Here is a 21901-nt window from a genome sequence, read left to right on the forward strand (position 1 = left end):
ACTAAAATCTAAAAACGCCGCTAAAATTAGCGGCGTTTTTTATATCCATAAATCTGCAAGCCGTGTGTCATCACGATAATGATATGCCAGCTGTGCTTGTAATAACTCTGCGGTAGCCAATGCATCAGTAAGTGCACTGTGGCTTTGATAAGCAGGCAGTGAATAACGTTTACGTGAGTCGCCCAATCTTACTGAATCAAGTTTCTTATTAAATAACCGGCCAATTAGCCCTTGTCTGGCTTTTAACGCGCGTTTCTCTAACTCAAGTGTATCAATCGCTGCAAACTCAAGCCCCTCGCCTAGTCGAGCCTGTAAAGCCTGATATAGAAAGTGACGTTCAATCGGCGCAAAGTGAACAACCACCACTTTTCCTGCCAATGCCGCTAATAAAGGCTCAATGATTTTAGAAAAATCAGGAGCATCAATCAATTCAGAATGGGTGATGCCATGAATAACAATTGATTCTTCATCAAGCTTTTGTTTCGGGTTTACCAGCCAATGTTTACTGCCACTGCAGCTGATACGCCGGGTATTAAACGGCACTAAACCCGCACTGACAATATCATCATGATTAAAATTTAGACCGGTCGTCTCAAAATCTAAAGCAACTAAAGGAACGTCACTAATCGCGGTATTACCATCAAAAATAGCGTTCCTGTAATAGTTTTTGATACAGTCATGTTTGCTGCTGTTTTCTAGCTGCTTATAACGTTTTTGCCAATCAATTTTATTCCCCGCCATATTATTTAATACCTGAATTAGCTGAGTATCTAAATTTAAGGAAGTTTTGTGCTTTGTCTAAAATAGCAAATGCTTCTTTTAGATTGCGCTGCTCAAACGGCGATAATAAATGTGGTTCTAAATCATTATCCGGTTGCTCATCGAGTTGCTCTATTTGCCACGCTTGGTGGCGAATACGCACCATGGCAATGTATTCAAGTGCGTCTCTTAAATCCTGTGCTTTGCCTTCTGGCAGCAATTTAGCATCTATAATATCTTCTAAGCGCTCAAATGAATTTTGTTTACGTGAACCTACGGCCAAAGCATGCACTCTTATCACATCAGATAATGGCGCAGTACCGCGTCGTTTAAGGTTCATCGAACGCTTATGTTGACCATTGTGCTCAAGCACAAAGTCTTTAAAAAAGCCCAGTGGCGGTGTACGGTTTCGCGCGTTGGCAGCCATATTTGCTAAAAAGCGTTTATTGTTGCGCCCTTCTATGGCAATAAAGCGTTGCAGCTCTTGCGCCCATTTAACTTTGCCGTATACGCCATCTAAATCAAAAAAAATGGCGCTATTGAGTAAAGCTTGTGGTTTTGGCTCGGCAATCCATTTAGCAAATTGCGCCTGCCATTGATCTTTGGTTAATCGCCACTTTTTAAATGAAGCCATTATTTCACCAGCACAATATGTATAGCCGCATTCAGCTAAACCATCGCACACAAAGTCAGCCAGCTTTTGAAAATATTCATCATGCTTTGCTTCATCAAAACTGTTATCTAGGATAATGGCGTTATCTTGGTCGGTAACAATAAGCTGTTCATCACGGGCCATTGAACCTAAAGCGATAAAGCAATAAGGCACTGGCGGAGGGCCAAATTCTTCCTCAGCTAAACTTAACAAACGTTGTTTAAAGGTGCGGCCAATCACAGCCATTGCAGTACCAATCATGTGTGAATTAGCGTCTTCATTTACCATACGTACAAACACGTTTGGTAATTGCCGTGCATAATATGCAAGATCTTCAACAGAGGGCTGCGATAATATCCCTCTAACTAACAGTAAGCTGCTTTGCGATTCGTAACGTAAAATATCGGAAAGTGAAATCACACCAATAGGCTTTTTCTTAACAACAACAGGTAAGTGATGGATATTCTCTCGTAGCATCGCTAAAACAGCTTCAAAGATATACGCGTTACTGTCTAGTAAAATTAAATCTTGCTGCATGATAGCTTGCGCGGTCATCGTGTAATCAAGACCTGCGGCAATGACTTTACTGCGTAAATCTCTATCTGTGATAATACCAACAACTTGACCATCATCATCTTCAGGATCGTCACTAATTGGCTTATCAACATCGGTTACAAGTACCGACGATACCGATTCATCCGTCATCACTTGCGCTACGTGCTGTATACTGGCATCTTTTGCCACAGTGACAACGTCGCGATGGAGTAGAGATTTTACTTTAGCCGTTGTTAAATCATTACTATCGGCTTGTTCAACAATTGCTTGATGCAACCTTACCGTGCCGTTGGCTTCAAAATAGTCTGCAAATGCGTCAAATTTATCACAATATTTATTAAAGAATTCAACGTTAATACAATAAACTAAAGTATCTTCAAGTGCTTTTGCAGGGTAACGAACTTTGCGATTCATTAATAAACCCATTTGCCCAAATATACCACCAACCGTTAATCGGTTGTACAGCTCGCCATCGCGTCGATACATTTCAACTGCACCACTGCGAATTATATATAAGTCATTTATATCATCGCCATAGAGAAGAATATTGGTTCCAGCGCGAAAGTAAGCAACTTCGATTTGACACGCTAGTTGGTTTAAAGCTTCTTCTGGTAGATCATCGAATGGAGCGTGCTCACACAGGAAATGAGCGATATCAACATGTTCGGCTTGCATTAACTTGTCCGTTTTGATGCGTTTTGTTGATTGTGGGCCTAATCGGCTATTTTTTCAAAGAAAAATAACCGATTAGTACAAGTAACGAGGTTAAACTTGCTCTAACTCCTGAGCTAATTGTTTAGTTTCATCACCCCGAGGTGAGGTAAAACGCGCAAGACCTAAGTAAATAACGGGCGTTAAATACAAGGTAAATAATACCGCAAGTGATAAGCCACCAAACACCACCCAACCGATAGCGTTGCGTGCTTCTGCCCCTGCGCCCGTTGATAATATTAACGGCAAAGCGCCAAGCAAGGTAGATACTAAGGTCATAGTGATTGGTCTTAAACGCACCAGTGCCGCTTGCTCAACCGCTTTACGTACCGTTAAACCTTGATCTCGTAATTGATCGGCAAATTCAACCAGTAAAATCGCATTTTTAGCAATTAATCCTATTAGCATCACTAAGCCTATTTGCGAGTAAATATTAAGAGAAGTCCCCGTAAGATACAGCGCTAGGATTGCCGAAGTGATACCAAATGGAACGGTGATCATCACCACTATCGCGCTGTTTACGTTTTCAAATTGTGCCGCCAACACTAAGAACACAATTAAAAATGCCAGTATGTAGGTAATAAACACTTCATTAGAGGTTTCTTCAAACGTTAAAGCTTCACCTTTGAATGCTAAGCTAATACCACTTGGCAAAGTTTGCTCTGCAATATCACGGAGCTGCGAAACTAGCTCTGCAATACTCATATCTTCTGGCAATTCCATGTCCAATTCGATAGCGCGGCGCTGTGCATGGCGCTCAAGCTCTGCCGCAACACCTTCTTCGCTAATAGTTGCAACACTGCTCAATGGTACGAGTCTGCCATTTGATGCACTGACATAGAGGTTTGCTAAATCACTGGGATCATTAATGGTTTGATTTTGTGCTTGCAACATAATAGGCACTGATTGATCACCAATATTGAGATCGGCAATATCATCGCCGTTAATTGCAGCACGCAATGTCACTGATATATCACTTAATAAAACACCTAATTCATCAGCGCGGCGTCTATCTATATTAACGCGTAACTGCGGTTGAGATGGTTGATATGAAATTCTAACATTATCAATGGCCGGAATTTGCTGCTCAACTTGGGCTGCAAATTGCTGTGCGGCTTTATAAATTTGCAGGTAATCTTGCCCTAATAACGCCAGTTCAATGCCGCCACCTTGACCACGTAAATTTAAACTATTTGAACCATTTGGGTAGCCTGCTGCACCGGGCACATTGCCCAATGGAGTACGGATTTTATTGATGATCTCTTGCTGGGTAAAATGGCGTTCGTCCCAATGCTTTAATGGCACGGTGATAAACACGATATTAGGATCCCATTGCCCTACTACAGTATAAATGGATTCTATCTCACCGCTTTCTACGTACGGCAATAAAATGTCTTCCATTTGCATGGCTTGTCTGTCCATAAAGTTTAAGCCAACGCCATCTGGTCCACGGGCAAAGATACGAATTTTTCCGCGATCTTCTGATGGGAGTAACTCATTGTCTAAATTGACATACAAAGCACCCGACCCCGCTGCAATCAATACGCACGCTGCAAACGTTAGCCATGCGTGATCAAGCACCCAATGAATGGTTTTAGTGTAAACATTAGCAAGCCAATGGCCTATTTTTGCAAACGGGTGCTTGCCACCTTGCTTAAGTTTTAGTTTAGAGGTTAATGCAGGAACCAAGGACAGTGCGACAAAACTTGAGATAATCACCGCGCCCGCAAGCACTCCACCAAACTCTCTAAATAGCCGCCCTGCGGTTGAAGGTAAAAATGCGATGGGTACAAATACGGCAGCCAACACGGCAGTTGTGGCAACGACCGCAAAAAATACTTCACGGGTGCCCACCACGGCAGCAGCGCGTCGGCCAAGACCTAAACCACGTTGACGTTGGATATTTTCGCTAACCACAATCGCATCATCAACAATTAAACCGGTTGCAAGCACTAATGCTAACAGCGTAAGTATATTGATTGAAAAACCCAGCGCCCAAATCAAGGCTAATGAACCAATCAGGGCAACAGGAATGGCAAATGCCGGCACTAGAGTTGCCCGCCATGAGCCAATAAATATCCACAACGTAATGATCACTAATAATACAGTGAGTACTAATGAAGAGATCACCTCATCAACTGAGCTTCTAATAAACTGTGCATCATCCGATGTCAGGGTAAATTCAAGCTCAGGAAAACGTGTTTGCATTTTCGCTAATAAACTTAACACTTCATCGGATATCTCAATGGTATTTGATTGCGCTTGACGGATAACTTCCATGCCAATCACAGGTTGGCCATTTAAACGCACCATAGAACGTGGATCTGCGGGGCCAAAATAAACCGCTGCAATGTCGCCAATACGCGTGCCATCGCGAATGATAATATCCGCTACTTGCTCTGCTGTGACCGATGTAGCATCTGCGCGAACAATAATTTGTTGATCCGCTGACTTTAAACTACCCGCGGGTACATCAAAGGGAGCTTGGCGCAGCACACGTGCCACATCGGGGACCGTTAAATTAAAACTGGTTAATTTAAGGGGATCTAATCGTACCCGTAATACTCGTTTACGGTCGCCATTTAAGCGGACATCGGCAACCCCTGGAATGGTTAAAAACTGCGGGGCTAAATCAACCTCAACTAATTCTGTTAAAGCCTCAAGCGCTAATGACTCACTGGAAACGGTTAACGATACGACGGCTTCAGCATCGTTATCCGCTTTGATTATAGACACTCGCTCAACTTCTTCAGGTAAATCACGTTGCACGCGCGCTACGGACTCACGGGTTTCATTTGCGGCATCATCAAGATCAACGCCCGCACGAAACTCAACCACAATTCGCGCACTACCTTCTTCACTTTGTGCACGAATCGTTTTAACACCACTGACTCGCGCAACAGCACCTTCAAGTTTACTGGTTACCTCGGTATCAACCGTCTCAGGTGAGCCACCTGGAAAAGAAGCCGATACAGTGATCCTCGGCGTATCAACATCGGGCAGTTCACGTACTTCAACCCCCGCAATGGCAGCAATACCAGCGATTATAATTAATAAGTTAAGAACGACTATCAATACTGGGCGGCGAATTGCCATTGACGGCAAGTCTTGCATCGTAGGTGATTGCATCCTTGCTACTCCTGTACGTTTGCAAGTGGCTGCACAAACTCAAGTGCTTGCGCTGGACGAAGTCGTTGCACGCCTTCAACTACTAAAAGATCGTCTTCAAGTAAAGGGCCAGAAACCAATAAACGACCCGCTAAACGTTGTTGAATTTTTACATCAACACGGGTGGCTTTTTGCTCAACACTTTTCCAGACGTACGGACCCGTAGCGCCCCACAGTAATGCCGCTTCCGGCACTGCCGCATAACGTTCACCTTGAATTTCTATATGCACTCTAAAACTCATACCAGGTAAAAATTGTGCGTTTTTATTCTCTAATTTTGCTTTGACCCGCAACGTACGCGTTTGAGGATCGATTCGTGAATCAAGGTAAGCAACCTTAGCATTAACAGCAGTACTGCCTTGCCATGGAATAACCTGCACATTTGCGCTGTTTCTGAGCATACTAATTGCTGATTCTGGCGCGTTAAAATTGATATACAAAGCACGGGTATCATCAATACTGGCGATGGCCGTTTGTGTGGTGATACGGTCACCAACTTCCACATCAGTTAACCCCATAGTGCCACTAAATGGCGCACGGACTTGGCGATCTTGTAATTCAGTTTCAGCTTTGGTGACTGCCACTTTTGCTAACTCGTACACGGTTTTAGCATCGTCTAAGTCACTTTGCGGAACCGCACCTTTTGCATGACTTTGCTGTAAACGAGTTTGGATACGCTCGCTATCAGCAAGCTTTATTTTCGCTTCGTTTAATGCCGCTGTTTGTCTACGCGAATCAAGTTCGAGTAACACAGCACCAGATGATACTTGATCGCCGGGCTTAAAATGTACCGCTGTCACCTTATCACCTACTGCAGGATATAGGATTACGGAGCGGATAGCTTCAGCATTACCAACGGCTTGCACTTGCTCTTTGGCATGTTCCATCGCAACGTGTTCTACAAGTACATTGGCAGCCAATGCCGAAGGTACAACCGCAGCACAGCAAAAATAAACACAGGTTATAAGCACGCGAAATTTCAAAAGATCACCTAATTAATTATTATTTCCATTATGATACGCAGTGTATCAGCCTTTTGATCAATAAAAAGTCTAGTTCGATTAACTGGCAAAACAATACGTTGAAATACCTTAGAAGTGGCAAGAAAAAAGGTAATTGAAAGCGTTGTATTGAATGCAGCGCTTTACACTTGTTATTAGGTGAACATTTAGATGAATAATTATTAGCTGAATAAGCCTTAACTTGAACGGTTAGATTTGATTTACAGGCGGAAGCAAGCCTGACCGTCAAGATGTGCCTAAACTAAGCGCTAAATTTCCCTCATTTACTTCTCATTCCCTTCTCTTTGTGCAAAAAAAATTTAGTGAATTATTCACAAAGAGGTTAAGAGAAGCTGCGCTTTAGAGGGCAATAAGTAAATGCTGCCAAAAGTAGGGCTTAGAAGCGAAGACCCTTGTCAAAGCTCAAAAACAAAAGGAATTAACATTGTGCTGGGCAATGACTATTTAGCGTCACAAGGTTTAGTGTCATTGAAAGATATTTGGATCAATATTCATTACGAGAGGTGGACCGCCCATTGCACTTCCTGTTAATAAAAAGCGCCTGATGGGTGGTGTGGGAGATGGAGGAGACCTCCAGCTACCCGATTATAAGCATACTACTCAGTTTTGGTTTTCGATTCAATTAGACGCCCAACCATTGTTACACCAACTAGAACATCTGGTGAATCTAGCCCAAATATGTAGAGCCATATTGTTTTCATCTCCCCATCAATAATACAACTTTCGTGCTTTAAGTGAATAAAGGCAAAGTTAATGTCTTCTTTGGGATAATTATTCTCTATGTGTGAAACAACTTTTTCTGTTGCGATATTAAGTGAAACTGGAGGCTCCACATCTCCTAATTTCCAGTCAGAGCTGTTTAGAAAATCATCATTAGAAAGGTAGATATTTTGATTTCCTCGACCAAAAACGAAGATTTCGCCACAGCCAAAAGAAATAACATCACCAAAAGCATTGAACGAAATTAATAGAAATACAATTAAAAACTTACTCATAAGTTAAAGTGCTTATAACGAGCCTGTAGAATAACTCGTTTTAAATTTATTTTTATTGATGCATTAACCATAGCCGATTTCCTATTTTGATTCAATTAGTTACTTCGATTTTACGTAAAATATAAAAAGAGGATTTAGTGCCGGTCTAATTGGCGTTTTGAAAGGTATCACAGGTGTTTGAGTGGCTGTATTTAGGTTAGCAGGGCCTACCCTTTTTAATGCATCGTGTTTTGCAGCTTTTCTATATTATGAACTAAGCAATACAGTTGCCGCAGGATGAAGTTGACGCAAGTCCTGCAAAGAATAACTTTCGTTCTCATCGGCCTATTATAAGTTCGCCTGTTAAATAAATCATTCTGGATAGTAATAGTCAGCTTTCATCCGTTAGCATTGAGCTCGGCATTTGCAGGACGTTATTTAGTTTTTGGCGAAAGTATTATAACCAACGCATGCGCTGTTTACTTTTTATACTGAAGCGTTCAACACGACAGATAAAATTATGATATAGCTTAAAAATCCAACAGTAAGAATGTTAAATCACTTACTTTGCTCAACTAATTGCACTATATAAGTGCCACTCGGTTAGCGGTTTAACCACATTATTAATTTACTTTTTAATGTGTCGGGTTTTATCGGTTTGGTTATATAGTCGTTCATTCCGGCTGAAATACAGCGCTCTCTATCGCCTGCCATTGCACTTGCGGTCATGGCGATGACGGGCACATGCTTGTAAATAGTGCCAGCTTGCCCCTTACGGATAGCCGCTGTTGTGTCATACCCATTTAAGTTTGGCATTTGGCAGTCCATTAAGATCAAATCATAAGGTGTGGCTTGCTGTAATGTTAATGCCTCAATTGCTTCTAGGCCGTCATTTACGCAGCTTATCGAAATCGCTGTACTTTTCAATATTGCTTTGGCTACTTCAAGGTTAATCATATTATCATCAACAAGTAATACATGAAATTGTGAAAGATTTAGCTGCGCTTCGTCGATGTGAGGCTGTTTTTGTGCTGGCAATAAAAAGCTATTATTTGCACCAAAAATACTGGCTAATTTAAAACTAAATTGATCTTGAGTGAGTGGTTTATTGAGTACGTGGCAGTTTTCTGCAAAGGTGGCTTTAACTTCTTTGCTGAGCAATAAATCTCTTAAAATCAGTATGTATTTTTTGTTTAGTTGATCACACAGCGCTATTAATGATTCTAGCTCAGGGTGCTCATTATCAATCACGAGTAAATCGACGTTAAGCTCATGATGCTTTAAAAGATAATCAAAGCGCTGAATATTATTAGCTTTTACGTTACAATTTTTCACTAATAAATTGCTTACGTTATTAAACACACTGTCTTTAGCTATCAAAACGCCAACATGTATATCTGTGCTTAATTCTATTGCCGTGTTTAGTTTTTTCTCTGCTGCAACATGTAATTCTACCAATGCGGTAAAACAACTCCCTTTGCCTTTTTCACTTGTTACTGTGATGTCTCCGCCCATTAATTGAGCAAGCTTTCGACAAATTGATAAACCTAACCCTGTACCACCAAAATGACGGGTGGTACTGGTGTCTTCTTGGGTGAATACATCAAATAACTTATCTAGGTTAGCGGCTTCAATACCAATACCGGTGTCGGTTATCGCGAAGCTCATTATTAATTTATCGTCCGTTAAATAATTACAATCTAAGCTTAAACTCACTTCTCCTTTATGAGTAAACTTAAATGCATTGTTTAACAGGTTAGTTAAGATTTGTTTTAGCCTATGACTGTCTCCAACGACCAAGCGATCTATAACTTTGCCAGTATTAAGTATGACTTCTAAACCTTTGCGTTGCCCTTGTAATGCCATTGATGTGATCATGTCACTGCACACTGTAATAATGTCAAAACTATGGTTATCAATATCAAGTTTGCCCGCTTCAATTTTTGAAAAGTCTAAAATATCATTGATGAGTGTCATCAACGAATTAGCACTGTTGTTAGCGAGCTTCAAATAATGTTGTTGCTCCTCGTTTAAGGAGTCATCTCGAAGCATGTCTAACATGCCTAACACACCATTCATAGGTGTGCGTATTTCATGGGAAATATTAGCGACAAAGTCGCTTTTGGCTTGGCTTGCTGCCAGTGCATCCTCTATCGCGGTTTCCAATTCAATGGTACGTTGGGCTACCTTTTGTTCAAGTGAATCGTTGAGCTTTTTAAGCTCAACTTGCGTTTGTTTGAGTGAATCAATATTCCTCAAAATAGCGGCGACTTGAGTTTGCTGGCTAAATACGTCAAAAACCGCGGTTAGCGTAATAGAGTAATAATGCTCTAGATTATCAGCTGCTATATACATGCCTTCAAAGGGGGCTTTATTGCCATCAACAATTGTCGTAGCAATACAAGATTTATCTTGGTCTTTTAAGTGAAAGAGCTCATTAAAAACGATTTTCTCACCAATTAAGTTAAAACTGGCTTTTGCAGTTTGATTTGCATTACAGATCACGCCATCGGCTTTTACAGTCACAATTGCATCGAGTGAGTTTTCAATAATTTTATTATTCTGCTCTTTTAGTGAATGTAACTCTAATTTACGGTTTATATAGCGTTGGTATAACCATACCAAAACAAGTAAAGCTGAAAACAAGCCAATTACAACAAGCATTAAATTATCTCTGCGTTGTGTAACTTCTTTTAGTAAATAGTCTGTATCGATTGCTACCGCTAATTTAAGGGGGTGCATTGCAACATCCCCCGCTAATGTAATTTCTTTACTTAGGTAATAGTGTGCAGGCAGATCGGTTAATGGTAATGCCGTGTATTCACTCATCAGCTGAGTCGTTGAAAACTCATCATGCCAATTAGTTGTTTGGCCAAATTCAAATGCGAATCTCAGTTTAGGATTAGGATGATATAGAAACTGATCATTATGATTCAATAAGTACAGATTGATACCTACCGGTGTGTTAAAGGTTAAACTGTTAATGAGTTCCTCAGCGAAGTAATTGGTAACCAAAACACCAAAAACCTGTCCTTCGCTATCAAAAACAGGCTTTGCAACACGATACATACTGACGTAAGGGATCTGCATTTCGCCATTTTCGCGATTATAATTAATGGGAGAAATATACACCGTGTTGTTATCAAGTTTACTGGCCGCTTTTACGTAATCACGTTGGCCCTTTTTTTGTAATTGTAGCCCCGTTAAGCGTTTAATACCTTGCTCAGTTCTATCGATGCGAACTATTTCTTGGCCTTGCTCAGCCAACATTATATAACGCGACTGCGCTAAGTAGCTGTCAGTTTGCATAAAGCCACTAAAAATCTCAGCTAAACGTGCTTGCCAAACCGCTATTGGTGTTTTTAATACAGGATCAACCAAGTCATTCTCTGCTGCGCGTATAATACCTGTAACGGGTGGCGTGACATTAAAAAAATGAATCGCAGCAATGCTGTGTTGCAAGTGCCCTCGTAATGCTTGGCTTTTGGTATCTAATTCTTCTTGTAAATTAGCGTATGCTAATTGGTAGGCGTCTTTTCTACTTTTTAATTCAAAAAAGTACAATGTGGGGATCAATAAAATACAAAAAACGAGCAGTGCAATCAGAAATACTTTATTACCACTTACGAAACGGTTAACTGGACTATTATTTGGCATTGAACACGTTCTACAGTCTATTATCTGAATCACAGTATAGATAACTTACTACGATATTTCCCACGCTTGTTAAAATAAAAATGGCGGATATGCCGCCATTTTAAATTAGTTAGTTTTGAGTGTGCTATTTAAATCAGCTTACCTAAACAAGACTTCTTCTTTATTAAACCATTTAACACAAAATGCCAGTAACGCACCCGCAACCAATACTGTGGCTAAGAAAATCAAACCAAGTAAGGTGTAATCAATCGTACCTTTAATAATTTCTTTTATGGCCAGTGCTACATTGGTAACAGGAATAAACGCTGTTTTAGCCGTCAGCTCTACGTTAGGTAATAGTGCAACAATAATTGGAAAGATAACCCCCATGGTCAGCGGTGTCATGTAGTTTTGCGCTTCTTTAAAACTACGTGCATAGATTGAAATCGCTAAGGCAAGTGATGAAAATATTGCTGCAACAGGCAGTAATATAATAAATATTAAAGCAAGATCTAACACGCGTAACGAGCTAAATGCTGTTTTAACAACGGCTAAATCTACAAACGTGATCGCTATACTGATCCAAATCCCCATACTCAGTACCGTAATTGTGGTGGTCGCAATGGATGCCGCAAGTAAGGTTATAAACTTACCTAATACCAGTTGTGTGCGAGTAATAGGGGTAAGTAATAGCGTCTCTAATGTGCCGCGTTCTTTTTCACCCGCACCCAAATCAATTGCTGGGTAAGTTGCACCCATTAATACCAAGGGGATCAGTAGATAAGGTATTAAGCCCCCTATTTTCTCACCGAGGTTCTCTCGTTTATCGGCGGTATCAACTTTTACAACTTTTATCGGTGCAATGATTGCTTGCTGTTGTTGCTCATTAATACCGTAACTAAGTAGCTTTTCGGTGCGTAAATTATCACCAAATTCTTCAGCTAATTCTTTTACACGATCAAATAAAAAGTTGATTGTTTTGGCATCATTATAAACCACTTGCCACTGACTTTGTTTAGCTTCATCTAATGCTTGCTTGGCGTCCGATGGCAGGTAAATCCCCATATCTATGGTGCCCGCCTTTACTGCCTCAGTGAGCTCTGCAACGCTGGTAAAAGTTTGCTCACCTTTGTAGAGTTCAAAACTTTTATGGTAAAACACTTTATCAGTGAACGACTGTGCGTACTGGCCATTAATAATGGCATACGTATTTACTTTTTGTTCTGCTTCAAGCGCAGCTTGAGAGCTTATAAACGCCATAACAGCGAATAACAGTGGAAAGATAGCAACTGGCAGTGCGACGATAAATATTAACGTTTTCTTATCACGCAATAGCTCTTTTATTTCCTTTTTAAATACTTCAAACATCATTTTTCTCCGTTAGAATGTTCATAAATGCTTGATTCAATTCGTCGCTTTTGCCTACTTTTTTAAATTCCTCAAGACTGCCATCAAAACAACTTATGCCTTCGTTGATCACTGCAACGCGGTCACATAATAAGGCCACTTCATCTAAATGATGGGTTGAAAAGATAACCGGCGTACCTTGCGCTTTTAACCCTTTGATAAAGTTGATCACGGTTTGCGTGGTCATAATATCAAGCCCTGTAGTTGGCTCATCAAGCACAACCACTGCCGGATGATGCACAACGGCGCGAGCAATATTGGCTTTTTGCTTCATCCCGGTTGATAGGTTTTCTGCGCGCTTATCAATAAAGCTGTGCATATCGAGTAAATCAAATAATTCCTCGCAACGAGATTTAATGGCCGCTTTACTCATACCGTGCAGTTTAGCAAAGTACTCAATGTTCTCTTTAACAGTTAAACGGCCATATAACCCTGTACTACCCGATAAAAAGCCAATAGATTTTCGGCCAAATAATGGCTTTTTAATAATATCTTCACCCGCAATGTGAATACTGCCAGCATCTGGCTTTAGGGCTGTGGAGATCATTCTTAAAGTGGTCGTTTTACCTGCACCATTTGGCCCAAGTAAACCTAGCACTTCACCTTTATTACAATGAAAATTTACATCACGTACTGAGTGAAAAAAATCTTTATCCTCTCGAGGATCGACTTTATCTTGTTTATTTTTTTTATGATCTTTGGTCAGCTTAAACTTCTTTTTAAGCCCTCTTACTTCTATCATATTCGCGTCCTTCGTTTCGGTCTAAAGTAATCCGTATTACTATAGAATTCGGGGTTATTATTGTCATACCAGCCCGGTACGCCTAACAAGGGTAACGGTGACAGCTGGCTGTTGTCCCTTAAACAGTTATCAAGTTTAATCATCTCATAAAGTCTGCGATCAATATACTGGTACTGCTGTGCTAAATCTTTACAAAATATGTCACTCGGTACTTTTACAAATAACGCTTTCCCTGTTAAACCAATATACGGTTTTGTCAGCATTTCATAATTAGCATGACCGAACATAAACGGTGCAATAGTTTTACCCCATAAAGCTCTGTGTGTAATAAATGCCTCTTGCCATTGGTGATTTTTTAGAAGCTGTGGCCAAACATCATCACACACCGCAAGTACCACCCCACATTCATCAAATAAGGTCAGTGCATTACGGTGTTTAGAGCGTTGCTTTGTGCCGTGCAAGGTGATCTCTTCAACATGACGCTGGTTAATTAATGCTTTTGTTTTAGGAAATAAACACCAGCTCAAACCACCAAATAGGTCATGCCAATTTTGTTGCCGCGTAGGTACTTTACCGGTGTCAAAAATGATTTGTTCGTAGTAGCGCTCTTCCTCAGTAAAACAGGCATCGTCAACGAAACTAATGACTTGTTGATTAGCGTTTTTAGCATCAAGAAAGCTTGAAAACCATGCACATGCTGGCCAGTCAGTTAAACTGTTCAAAGAAAATAATCTATTTAAGTGGTTAAATGCGCCATTTTCTAAGCTGGCGCTATGCCATTGTTCGTGAGGAGTAAAACGCTTCATGAGTATCTTTAGCTTTACAGTAATTTTAGGGGGAGTTTACCGCAAAAACTGGTTCTATTTAATAGAAGTTCTTATACTCTGCCCACTTAAAACAAAAAAAGAGCGACTATGAAACGTTATTTTTCTCTTACACTCCTTGCAACTGCGGTACTTGCAGGATGTGCAACAACAAGTCTTACCTCTGATGATGTTAGCAAAGGGTATGATTCAATAAATGCCGAACAACTCGCTGAGCATGTAAAAGTGCTGGCATCGGATGAGTTTGGTGGCCGTGCACCATCTTCTAAAGGTGAAGAGCTGACACTAGCCTACCTGACAACTGAATTTAAAAAACTGGGTTTTGAGCCAGGCAACGGTGATAGTTTTTTACAAGAAGTGCCGTTGGTTTCGCTAGAAGCTGATTCAGATATGGTGCTTAATATTGGTGGTAAAGCGTACCAATATAAAACAGACATGGTAATGGGCAGCAGCCGTATTAGTGAACAACAAAGCATTAAAGATTCTGAGTTAGTGTTCGTGGGTTATGGTGTTAATGCACCTGAATACAACTGGAACGATTATGAAGGCCTAGATGTAAAGGGTAAAACAGTCGTTATGCTGGTTAATGATCCAGGTTTTGCAACTAAAGATCCTGCTTTATTTACTGGCGATGCTATGACCTACTACGGTCGCTGGACCTACAAATACGAAGAAGCAAGCCGTCAAGGTGCTGCAGGTGCCATTATTATTCATGAAACAGCGCCTGCGTCATACCCATGGTCTGTTGTAGAAAATTCATGGAGTGGTGAACAGTTCGGTTTTCAAAAAGAAAACAATAATATGGACAGAGTTGCCGTTGAAGGTTGGGTAACCACAGACGTTGCCAAAGAACTTTTCACTAAAGCTGGTTTAGACTTTGATACAGCAAAAGCTAATGCAGCTAAAGGTGCATACCATGTTGATATGGGCGATTTAACAGCGTCAGTTGCGGTTAAAAACACCATTAAAAAGTCTATTTCGTATAATTTCATCGCCACCTTACCTGGTAGTGAAAAAGCCGATGAACATATTATTTATTCAGCACACTGGGATCATCTAGGCACAGATAAAAACCGCAAAGGTGACCAAATATACAATGGCGCTCATGATAACGCGACAGGCACCGCTGGATTAATTGAAGTAGCCGAAGCCTTTGCAAGTTTACCTAAACACCCTAGCCGTTCGATGACCTTTTTAGCTGTTACAGCTGAGGAGCAAGGTTTATTAGGGTCTAAATATTATGCTGCAAACCCAGTGATCCCGGCAAGTAAAACGGTTGCGAATATCAACATGGACAGCCTGAATTTATTAGGCAAGGTAAAAGATATCAGCGTGGTGGGTCTTGGTAAATCTGAAATGGACTCGCTTTTAGAAGTAGCAGCAAAAGCACAAGGACGCACTGTATCAGGCGATCCTAAGCCATCATCAGGAGGTTACTACCGCTCTGATCACTTTGCATTTGCTAATATGGGTATTCCAGCCATGTATGCAGGTGGTGGCAGCGAAGCGCTCGATGAAGACACGGCTAATTATCGTAAACGCATGAGTTTAGTGCTACGTGGTTGTTACCATCAGCCATGCGATAGATACCGTGATGAGTGGGATTTATCTGGCGCAGTGCAAGACTTACAATTGTTTTATCAAGTAGGTTTTGACATTTCTGAGCAAGCTCAGTGGCCAACGTGGAATAAAAATTCTGAATTCCAAAGAAAATAACGCAAATGATATTGATTTTCATTTGATTTAATTTTAAAGTGCAACCTAGATTATTTTTAGGTTGCACTTATGCCCCCTCTCTCACTAGCTAAAATAAGTTTTCCAACTTCCAGCCATTTTATTTTCAGTAATAAGCGACTGTTGCTGCCACTATTGCTACTAATTTGTTTAGCTTATTCGCCAATCAGATCACTGACATTAGCGGCAATGAGCGATGCGTTTTTTCAAGTAAGTGTGTTTGTAGCAGCCACTTTGTTTATTTATTATTTCGCCATTGATCGCCTGCCGCAGTTAGAGTTGGGTTATTTAAGTCAAAAATCGCCATTACTAGAGGTCAGTTTTGCCTCATTACTCGGTGCTCTGCCCGGCTGTGGTGGCGCAATAATCGTGGTAACACAATTTACTAAAGGGCAAGCCAGTTTTGGCTCTGTGGTGGCAGTGTTAACAGCGACCATGGGGGATGCCGCATTTTTATTATTAGCTACCAAACCGCTAGAAGGTCTCATGATCATGCTTATTGGTCTGAGCGTTGGCATCATCAGTGGCAGCGTAGTAAATGCCTTACATAAAGCTGATCACCTTCGACCTGCAAAAAACAACTACACAGATGACTGCTATAACCAACCAAGTAAAGCACTGATAATGAGTAAGTCTATTTGGCAAGTTGTATTGATCCCCAGTATCATTATTGCTGTAATGATCGCTCTTAATACTGATTTCAATAGCTTCGATGCCGTTTTGGCAGACTCAATTACGCTATTTGGCGCTTGTATGGCGTTAATAGCCGTAGCAACCTGGGCATTATCATCTAAAGGACAAAGCTACCAAGACGTTGCCTCAGAGGAAGAGACCATTACGCCGCCTTCAAAGCTCTATAAAGTTTTGCAAGACACGCATTTTGTGACTGCTTGGGTGGTTGCATCATTTATGCTGTTTGAATTATTGATCACCTTTGCTGGCATTGATTTAAAAGCCTGGTTTGCCCATTATGCTTATTTAGCCCCTTTAATTGCCGTGTTGATTGGTTTTTTACCTGGCTGTGGTCCGCAAATAGTGGTCACCACTCTTTATATTCAAGGGATCATTCCGTTTAGCGCTCTCGCAGCTAATGCCATATCAAATGATGGCGATGCGCTTTTCCCAGCAATAGCCATGGCGCCGCGTGCTGCATTAGTGGCAACTATTTATTCTGCTTTGCCAGCAATACTTGTAGGTTATGGCTTGTATTTTTATGGTGTTTAAAATTCAATAATAAAAAAGCTCAGCGATCGCTGAGCTTAAGATTTAATTATTTACTTAAGTACTTTTAAGCGCTTTGTAGTTCAGCTTCTTTTGGGTTAGCGCCATGATCATTTTCACCTTCTTGCGAGTCTTGTGCTAGGAAGATAATTAGAGCAATCGTACCAATCAATGGTATTAACGCTATTAACTGCCACCAACCTGAACGATTAGTATCATGTAAGCGTCTTGCACCAGCACTGAGACTCGGAACAAGCAATGCTAAACTATAGATTGTTGAGATCCAAACTGTATTTAATGCGCTGTCCAACAAAACACAAATTACATAAAAAATAAAATAGAAAAGTGCAAACATCCAATATGCTTTACGACGAATACGGCCGTTAAAATCGGCGTATCGACGCAGTGCTTCCATAAAATATTCCATATCAACTCCTTAATTATTTTAAATTCCCTTCCGGGTGTCGCTTTTTAGCGACAACAATATAATAAATAAAAAGCAACAATATGAAAACAAAAAACCAGCATTAAGCTGGTTTTAAAATAGGAAACGTCTAAAGTTAACTCATTGCCATCATCATTTTGGCTGGGTTTTCTAAGTAAGATTTCCACAAGTTGTTAAAACGTGCAATCGTGCCGCCATCAATCACTCGATGATCACCAGACCAACTAACTTGCATAATAGCTTTACTCACAACCTGACCTTGCTCATCAAAGCGAGGTAAATGCTGTAACTTACCTAAGGCAACAATTGCCACTTCTGGCTTATTGATGATCGGCGTTGCGATGGTGCCACCAATTGCGCCAATATTAGAAATACTAATAGTGCCGGCTTTTAAGTCATCAGGTGATACGCGCCCTTCTCTTGCAGCATCCGTTAGTCGCGTTACTTCATTGGCAACATCAACAATACTTTTCAGTTGGCATTGTTTGATATTAGGCACTAACAAGCCGATTTTTGAATCGACTGCCATACCAATATTGTGATCAGCAAAATAAGTAAGCTCAGTACACTCATCATTTACTTTTGAATTTAATACCGGAAACTCTTTCATCGCAAGCGATAAGGCCTTGATGAAAAATGGCATCATGGTTAACTTAACGCCTTGTTGCTTATACTGCTCTTTCAATTCAGTACGTAGGGCAATAAGCGCAGTTAAATCAATTTCGTCACAAAATGTAAAATGTGGAATAGTACTAACAGAGGCAACCATTTGCTTAGCCATCGCAGCTTTAATGCCTTTGATTGGCTCAACTCGTGTGTCACTTGCGGTAGAATTAGCGGTCTTTGCAACATCAGTGTTAACTTGCAATGGCGAGGTATCGATACTGTTTGGCACTTCACCTTTTACAAAGCGTTCAATGTCTTCTTTATAAATACGACCATTTTTACCAGTGCCTGGAACGGTGGTTAAGTCAACATCAAGTTCTCGCGCCTTGCGTCGAACAGCAGGTGAAGCGACTGCTTTTTGATTAACTTGTGCTGCCACTTGTTGATTGTTGGTGGCGCAAACCTTTAGCTCAGTGGCTGCAGCTTTAGGCTCTACGGCTTTTGTTTGTGCTTTAACAAGCGCATCACTGACATCAACTTTAGCTGAATGAGTACCTGCAATCGACATTTTAAAAAGTGGACTGTGTACTTGAGCCACCTCCCCTTTTGCATAATAAAGCTTGACCACAGTGCCTGTATATTTGGCGGGAATTTGCACCAAGGCTTTATCTGTCATTACATCACAAACAGCCTGATCTTCTTCTATAACATCGCCTTCACTAACTAGCCATTCAACAATTTCACACTCGACAATGCCTTCACCGATATCTGGTAAAATAAAGTCTTCGAGTTGCTCTGTACTGTCGCTGGTAGTTGCAGTTTCACTAGGGGCTGCTTGTTGTTCTGGCTCAGCGCTCGTCTCACCAGCCACATCCATTGCAAAAAGCGGCGCATGCACTAAAGCAATATCGCCTTTGCCGTAATATAGCTTGCTGATCACACCATCATGTACCGCGGGAATTTGCACTAGCGCTTTATCAGTCATTACATCACAAATAGGTTGATCTTCAGTAACCTTGTCACCTTCGGCTACCAGCCATTCAACCACTTCGCATTCAACAATGCCTTCACCGATATCCGGTAAAATAAAATCTTTTGCCATGATAACTCCTAAAATTCGACCGATTGCTTAATTGCAGCAAGTACTTTTAATGCATCCGGTACATATTCTTTTTCAAGTGCTAGTGGATACGGAGTATCTAAGCCGCAGACGCGTAAAATAGGTGATTCTAAATGCAAGAAACATTCTTGCTGAATTGTCGCCGCAATTTCTGCACCAAACCCGTTCGTAATTGGCGCTTCGTGACTGACAATTAAGCGGCCTGTCTTGGTTACAGATTTGGCAATTGTGTCCATATCCCACGGTAATATACTGCGCAAGTCTATCACTTCGCAGCTGATACCCTGCTCACTGGCGCGTTTTGCAGCATCTTCGATGATTTCCATCTGAGCGCCCCACGCGAGCAGTGTCACATCTGTACCTTCTATAACAACTTCAGCTTTACCCAGTTCGATACTGTAATCTTCTTCAGGTACTTCACCTGTAGAGGCACGATATAGACGTTTCGGCTCAAAGAAGATAACTGGGTTATCATCTTTTATCGCTGCACGTAATAAGCCTTTTGCTTGATACGGGTTACGCGGGACAACAATTTTAAGTCCTGGTGTATGCGCAAAATACGCTTCTGGTGATTGAGAATGATATAAACCACCGGCAATACCGCCACCGTAAGGAGTACGAATAGTCAAGTTACCAACATTAAACTCATTACCACTACGATAGCGGAACTTGGCTGATTCATTCACTATTTGATCAAACGCAGGAAAAATATAATCAGCAAATTGAATTTCAGCAAGTGCTGGTGCACCAAACGCAGCTAAGCCATTGGCAAAGCCCATAATACCTTGCTCAGTAAGCGGTGTATTAAACACCCGATGCTGGCCGTATTTTTCTTGTAAGCCTGATGTGGCACGAAATACCCCACCAAAAAAACCCACATCTTCGCCAAAAATACACGCTTGTGGGTGCTCAGCCATAGTAATATCAAGGGCTGAATTAATTGCATGTAACATATTCATTTTAGCCATTACTTAATTCTCCCTGCTGTGATTGGGTAAGCATCTGGGTGTTGCTTGATATGGGTTTTTAATTGCTCATATTGACGTTGTAAAGAAGGGATCGGCGTATCATATACATCCGATATCAACTCTTCTAATGCCGGTTTTGCAATCACTTCAGCGCGTTTTAATGCCGCAAGAATGTCTTCACGGATGCTTTCTTTCGCTTTCACGTCTTCTTCTTCATTGAGCCAGTTTTGTTTCACTAACCATTTACGAAAACGTTCAATTGGGCATGCTTGGTAATTCGCTTCTTCATCTTTAGAACGATAACCGCTTGGATCATCTGAAGTTGAATGCGCGCCTAAGCGATAAGCTATTGATTCAATTAAAATTGGCTCGCCGGTAGTTGTGGCTATCTCGCGTGCTTTTTTGGTTGCTGCATAGACAGCCAATGCATCAGCACCATCCACACGAATTGTTTTAATACCATAGCCGACACCGCGACAAGCAATACCGTCCCCTTTAAACTGTTCATCTGCAGGCGTTGAAATTGCATAACCATTATTACGAGCAAAAAAGATAACCGGAGACTTATGTACCGCAGCCATATTTAAACCCGCATGAAAGTCACCTTCCGATGCAGCACCTTCACCAAAATAACAAATAGTGATGTTATCAATGGCCGAATTTAGCTCACCCGTTTTGGCATCAATATGCTTAATTTTTTGACCGTAGGCATAACCTGTCGCTTGCGGAATTTGCGTACCAAGCGGAGAAGAAATAGTCATATAATTAAGCGCCGCACTACCATAATGGATTGGCATCTGGCGACCTTTACCTAAATCGAGTTCATTTGAAAACATTTGATTCATAAACTGATCAAGGGTAAATCCACGATAATGCAATGCTGCCTGCTCACGGTATTGGGCCATGATCATATCATCTTGATCAAGGGCTGCCGCTGATGCAGTTACCGCGGCTTCTTCACCCAAACACTGCATATAAAAACTGACACGCCCTTGGCGTTGCGCGGCTTGCATACGCTCATCAAGCGCACGAATAAATCGCATTGTTTCGTATAATCGCAGCGCTGTGCTTTCGTCAATATCAGGGGCTGTTGCACCGTCGTGGATATCGCCATCCTCGTTTAAAATACTCAAGGTCGGAATATTCAAGGCATGACCGTCAATAAATTCAAGATCGTGACTGATATTCAGCGATACGTTATTTGGATTACTCATAACCTACCTTCTTTTGTTGTCAACACAGTGCAAATCGCTTGTTATTATTGGATGAATTCTGCTGGTTAAAGTTTGCAGAAATTACACTGTATTTAAATTAAACCTGTCGACACTTTACGTTAACGTAAGGTGTTATTCAACTA

15 protein-coding genes are annotated in these 21901 nt (G+C 41.1%); 2 read left to right on the forward strand and 13 right to left on the reverse strand.

Annotated features, from left to right (window positions below; genetic code table 11):
• Positions 1 to 39 precede the first annotated feature (39 nt).
• From V7783_RS02270 to V7783_RS02310, 9 genes are all read right to left on the reverse strand, one after another.
• Complete coding sequence (locus V7783_RS02270; protein WP_335677353.1) at positions 40 to 741, reverse strand: 3'-5' exonuclease; 702 nt, start codon at positions 739 to 741, stop codon at positions 40 to 42.
• Between the two features lies 1 nt (position 742).
• Complete coding sequence (locus tag V7783_RS02275; RefSeq protein ID WP_335677354.1) at positions 743 to 2641, reverse strand: DUF294 nucleotidyltransferase-like domain-containing protein; 1899 nt, start codon at positions 2639 to 2641, stop codon at positions 743 to 745.
• 90 nt (positions 2642 to 2731) lie between these two features.
• Positions 2732 to 5806 (reverse strand): efflux RND transporter permease subunit, encoded by a 3075-nt coding sequence (locus tag V7783_RS02280; RefSeq protein ID WP_335677355.1) that lies wholly within the window; start codon positions 5804 to 5806, stop codon positions 2732 to 2734.
• Between the two features lie 5 nt (positions 5807 to 5811).
• Positions 5812 to 6828 carry an efflux RND transporter periplasmic adaptor subunit gene (locus V7783_RS02285; RefSeq protein ID WP_335677356.1) on the reverse strand — a complete coding sequence of 339 codons (1017 nt, stop codon included), beginning with the start codon at positions 6826 to 6828 and terminating at the stop codon, positions 5812 to 5814.
• Positions 6829 to 7463: 635 nt separating this feature from the next.
• Positions 7464 to 7862 carry a hypothetical protein gene (locus tag V7783_RS02290; protein WP_335677357.1) on the reverse strand — a complete coding sequence of 133 codons (399 nt, stop codon included), beginning with the start codon at positions 7860 to 7862 and terminating at the stop codon, positions 7464 to 7466.
• Between the two features lie 582 nt (positions 7863 to 8444).
• Positions 8445 to 11498 (reverse strand): ATP-binding protein, encoded by a 3054-nt coding sequence (locus tag V7783_RS02295; protein ID WP_335677358.1) that lies wholly within the window; start codon positions 11496 to 11498, stop codon positions 8445 to 8447.
• A 138-nt stretch (positions 11499 to 11636) separates the two neighbouring features.
• A complete protein-coding gene (locus V7783_RS02300) occupies positions 11637 to 12845 on the reverse strand; it encodes an ABC transporter permease subunit (RefSeq protein WP_335677582.1) in 1209 nt (402 codons plus the stop codon).
• Positions 12838 to 13626, reverse strand: a complete 789-nt coding sequence (locus V7783_RS02305; RefSeq protein WP_335677359.1) for an ABC transporter ATP-binding protein — start codon at positions 13624 to 13626, stop codon at positions 12838 to 12840. Before V7783_RS02305 ends, V7783_RS02300 begins: the two co-directional genes overlap by 8 nt.
• On the reverse strand, positions 13623 to 14432 hold the full coding sequence (locus tag V7783_RS02310) for a DUF3025 domain-containing protein (RefSeq protein ID WP_335677360.1): 810 nt from the start codon (positions 14430 to 14432) through the stop codon (positions 13623 to 13625). Before V7783_RS02310 ends, V7783_RS02305 begins: the two co-directional genes overlap by 4 nt.
• A 108-nt stretch (positions 14433 to 14540) precedes the next feature.
• Here V7783_RS02310 and V7783_RS02315 point away from each other — a divergent pair, with 108 nt between their 5' ends.
• Together V7783_RS02315 and V7783_RS02320 are read left to right on the forward strand one after the other, a co-directional pair.
• Positions 14541 to 16166 carry a M28 family metallopeptidase gene (locus V7783_RS02315; protein WP_335677361.1) on the forward strand — a complete coding sequence of 542 codons (1626 nt, stop codon included), beginning with the start codon at positions 14541 to 14543 and terminating at the stop codon, positions 16164 to 16166.
• Between the two features lie 69 nt (positions 16167 to 16235).
• Positions 16236 to 17408, forward strand: a complete 1173-nt coding sequence (locus tag V7783_RS02320; protein ID WP_335677362.1) for a putative manganese transporter — start codon at positions 16236 to 16238, stop codon at positions 17406 to 17408.
• 64 nt (positions 17409 to 17472) lie between these two features.
• On the opposite strand, the gene V7783_RS02325 is transcribed toward V7783_RS02320, so the two are convergent.
• The 4 genes from V7783_RS02325 to V7783_RS02340 form a co-directional block, all read right to left on the reverse strand.
• On the reverse strand, positions 17473 to 17832 hold the full coding sequence (locus V7783_RS02325; protein WP_335677363.1) for a DUF805 domain-containing protein: 360 nt from the start codon (positions 17830 to 17832) through the stop codon (positions 17473 to 17475).
• 133 nt (positions 17833 to 17965) lie between these two features.
• On the reverse strand, positions 17966 to 19558 hold the full coding sequence (locus V7783_RS02330; RefSeq protein WP_335677364.1) for a dihydrolipoyllysine-residue acetyltransferase: 1593 nt from the start codon (positions 19556 to 19558) through the stop codon (positions 17966 to 17968).
• A gap of 8 nt (positions 19559 to 19566) precedes the next feature.
• On the reverse strand, positions 19567 to 20544 hold the full coding sequence (locus V7783_RS02335) for an alpha-ketoacid dehydrogenase subunit beta (protein WP_335677365.1): 978 nt from the start codon (positions 20542 to 20544) through the stop codon (positions 19567 to 19569).
• The gene (locus tag V7783_RS02340; RefSeq protein WP_335677366.1) at positions 20544 to 21758 is read right to left on the reverse strand and encodes a thiamine pyrophosphate-dependent dehydrogenase E1 component subunit alpha; all 1215 of its coding nucleotides are present in this window, start codon (positions 21756 to 21758) and stop codon (positions 20544 to 20546) included. The genes V7783_RS02335 and V7783_RS02340 overlap by 1 nt, the downstream gene beginning before the upstream one ends.
• Positions 21759 to 21901 lie beyond the last annotated feature (143 nt).

Origin of the sequence: Pseudoalteromonas sp. (genome assembly GCF_036960685.1) — a bacterium.
GTDB lineage: Bacteria > Pseudomonadota > Gammaproteobacteria > Enterobacterales > Alteromonadaceae > Pseudoalteromonas.

Bases quoted from the DNA above. Each gene is read 5' to 3' on its own strand.
- V7783_RS02270 (WP_335677353.1), bottom strand. From the start codon at position 741: ATGGCGGGGAATAAAATTGATTGGCAAAAACGTTATAAGCAGCTAGAA.
- V7783_RS02275 (WP_335677354.1), bottom strand. From the start codon at position 2,641: ATGCAAGCCGAACATGTTGATATCGCTCATTTCCTGTGTGAGCACGCT.
- V7783_RS02280 (WP_335677355.1), bottom strand. From the start codon at position 5,806: ATGCAATCACCTACGATGCAAGACTTGCCGTCAATGGCAATTCGCCGC.
- V7783_RS02290 (WP_335677357.1), bottom strand. From the start codon at position 7,862: ATGAGTAAGTTTTTAATTGTATTTCTATTAATTTCGTTCAATGCTTTT.
- V7783_RS02295 (WP_335677358.1), bottom strand. From the start codon at position 11,498: ATGCCAAATAATAGTCCAGTTAACCGTTTCGTAAGTGGTAATAAAGTA.
- V7783_RS02300 (WP_335677582.1), bottom strand. From the start codon at position 12,845: ATGTTTGAAGTATTTAAAAAGGAAATAAAAGAGCTATTGCGTGATAAG.
- V7783_RS02305 (WP_335677359.1), bottom strand. From the start codon at position 13,626: ATGATAGAAGTAAGAGGGCTTAAAAAGAAGTTTAAGCTGACCAAAGAT.
- V7783_RS02310 (WP_335677360.1), bottom strand. From the start codon at position 14,432: ATGAAGCGTTTTACTCCTCACGAACAATGGCATAGCGCCAGCTTAGAA.
- V7783_RS02315 (WP_335677361.1), top strand. From the start codon at position 14,541: ATGAAACGTTATTTTTCTCTTACACTCCTTGCAACTGCGGTACTTGCA.
- V7783_RS02320 (WP_335677362.1), top strand. From the start codon at position 16,236: ATGCCCCCTCTCTCACTAGCTAAAATAAGTTTTCCAACTTCCAGCCAT.
- V7783_RS02325 (WP_335677363.1), bottom strand. From the start codon at position 17,832: ATGGAATATTTTATGGAAGCACTGCGTCGATACGCCGATTTTAACGGC.
- V7783_RS02330 (WP_335677364.1), bottom strand. From the start codon at position 19,558: ATGGCAAAAGATTTTATTTTACCGGATATCGGTGAAGGCATTGTTGAA.
- V7783_RS02335 (WP_335677365.1), bottom strand. From the start codon at position 20,544: ATGGCTAAAATGAATATGTTACATGCAATTAATTCAGCCCTTGATATT.
- V7783_RS02340 (WP_335677366.1), bottom strand. From the start codon at position 21,758: ATGAGTAATCCAAATAACGTATCGCTGAATATCAGTCACGATCTTGAA.